The 2,239-nt window shown below is 70.4% G+C and carries 3 protein-coding genes; 1 reads left to right on the forward strand and 2 read right to left on the reverse strand.

Annotation, left to right across the window (positions count from 1 at the left end):
* Positions 1-206 precede the first annotated feature (206 nt).
* Positions 207-773 carry a PIN domain-containing protein gene (locus AC2W7A_RS11730; protein WP_485991500.1) on the reverse strand — a complete coding sequence of 189 codons (567 nt, stop codon included), beginning with the start codon at positions 771-773 and terminating at the stop codon, positions 207-209.
* A 73-nt stretch (positions 774-846) separates the two neighbouring features.
* A complete protein-coding gene (locus AC2W7A_RS11735; protein WP_485991501.1) occupies positions 847-1,269 on the reverse strand; it encodes a helix-turn-helix domain-containing protein in 423 nt (140 codons plus the stop codon).
* Between the two features lie 212 nt (positions 1,270-1,481).
* On the opposite strand from AC2W7A_RS11735, the gene AC2W7A_RS11740 reads away from it, so the two are divergent.
* A partial coding sequence (locus AC2W7A_RS11740; RefSeq protein WP_485991502.1) for a nitronate monooxygenase occupies positions 1,482-2,239 on the forward strand: 758 nt, incomplete at its 3' end.

Below are 2,239 nucleotides of genomic sequence, written 5' to 3' on the forward strand. Positions count from 1 at the left end.
GAGCTCGCGGCGTCCGTGCGAGACCGTGGCGCCGAGCAGCAGGGCCGCAGCGGCGCCGGCGGCGGGGGCCACCCAGCCCGGCAGGGGGCGGGTCAGCAGGATGAGGGTGAGCAGGACGGGCACGCAGGCCAGCAGGGCGAGCATGGGCGGTCCTCCTCACGGTAGGGCTGACGACATGGATGAACCGACGTGCGCAGACCTGTCGGTCAGGCGAGTTGGACAAGGGCCCACCGCACCCTCTGGGCGAACTCCGGGCAGCCGGCCCGCCGGAGGGCATCGTCGAGCTGGGCGTGTCCCGGCTTCTGAGACCAGTAGCGGAACTGGGTCTTCACGATCGGCAGGAGGCAGTGCGGGTTCGAGTCGGTCGTGAGAATGAAGAAGTCGTCCGGTGAGATGACGTCGTAGTGCTCGTCGTCCGGCGTCGTGGTGATGTCAGCCGGGGAATTGTCGGTGAGTACGAGATCCGCTCGACCCGTCACAGCGGCGGCGTGGACGTGGTAGTCATGTTTGTCTTCGCCTGTGAAGGCCAGCGTGCCGGGGAAGTCGGACAGCACTTCGTCCATGACCCCGGTAATCTTCTCCACGCGGTCCCAGATCGCACCACCGTCCCGGCGGGGGTGCCGGCGCCGAAGAGCGTGGACCGCCTCCGCCTGGATGTCCGGGGTGAGGTAGAGCTGGAACATTCCTTCGTTGGACTCACGGAGGAAGTGGAGCCAGTCCAGCGTCGTCCGGCTCACCAGGACATTGGCGTCGACGAGTACCCTGCGCGTCATGGAGCGAGTCTAGCCACGGCGCCTCACGGCCGTGGGGTGCCATGCCCTCACACCCCACTGTCGCACCGCGGCCTCAGTCCCAGTCGCCGTCCTCATCGCGCAGAGCGGCGAAGGCCGCACGGCGCTCGTCCTTGCGCTTCTCCCTCAATGCGAAGATCTCTTCCCGCTTGAAGCGGGTGTGGCTGCCGACCTTGAAACCGGACAGACGTCCCTCACGGACCCACTTCATGAGAGTCGGGCGGGAAACACCCAGAATCTCGGCTGCCACCGTGCTAGTCAGCTCCTCTGGAAGCCGACCGATCGTCGCCTCACCGGTCTCCGCCACTGCTGTGAGCGTGGCCAGCAGCATCCTCTGCAGACGAGGCGGCAGAGGGATCTTGTCCCCGTCTGGGCCACGAAGGATCAAAGTGGCGCCCTGCGGTCGTGGGGTCTCCACCGCCATGCGGACATCGGTGTCATCGATCGTGATGCTCTCTCCAAACAGCGCGGCAGGCATGACGGTCTCCTCTCTGTCCGTGCGTCCGCCCACCATATCCGTGTTTCACTTGTATCTGCAACCCCGGTTGCATGTCACGGCCCGGCGAGCGCGCGCAGGGATAGGGATACCGTGGCCCTATGAGTGCGCTCCGTGCATCCGCTTCCCACAGCGGCCGTCTGCCCGCCCTCTCGGCACTGGCGGCCGCACCGGTTCCGGTGGTGGCTGCGCCGATGGCCGGCGGACCCTCCACGCCCGAGCTGGCCGCGGCCGTGATCCGTGCCGGCGGCTCCGGCATGCTCGCCGGCGGCATGAAGACGCCTGAGGCGGTGCGGGACGAGGTGGATGCCGCCCGCGGGTTGCTCGGGGAGGTGGCCGAGGAATCCGCAGGCCGGTCCGGGGAGGGCCCCTCCTCCTCCGGCACGCTTCCCGACGACGGCACTCACCTCCGCCTCGGCGTGAACCTCTTCGTCCCGGATGCCGTGAACACCCGTGTGCCCGCCCGGGACGATCGGGCCGCCGCACAGCGGCGGGAGCAGGTGGCGGACTTCGCCGCCCGGCTGGCACCGGTGGCCGCGCGGTACGGGGCCGAGGTGCCGTCGGCGGAAGAGGCGACGCCGGACCCCGAGGCCGAGCGTGCGCAGTTCGAGCAGTTCCTGGCCCTGGCCGAGGAGCAGTACTGGCCATGGGTGACCTTCACGTTCGGACTGCCCGCGCCGGAGGTCTTCGCCCGGCTGGTGGCCGCGGAGGTGGCCCCCGGTGTCACGGTGACGGACGAGGCGGAGGCGCGGGCCGCCGTCGGAACGGGGCACGGCTGCTGGTGGTGCAGGGACCGGACGCCGGCGGCACGCGGCACCCTGGACCCCGCCGCCGAGCCGGGGACGGCGCCCCTGGAGGAGCTGCTCCGTGAGGTCCGGGCGGCGTGCCCGGAGGTCCCGCTGATCGGCGGCCGGCGGGATCGCCACCGCCGAGCAGGCGCGGGCCGCGCTGG

The sequence above is a fragment of the Micrococcus sp. LASM2_SD2 genome (assembly GCF_057364565.1).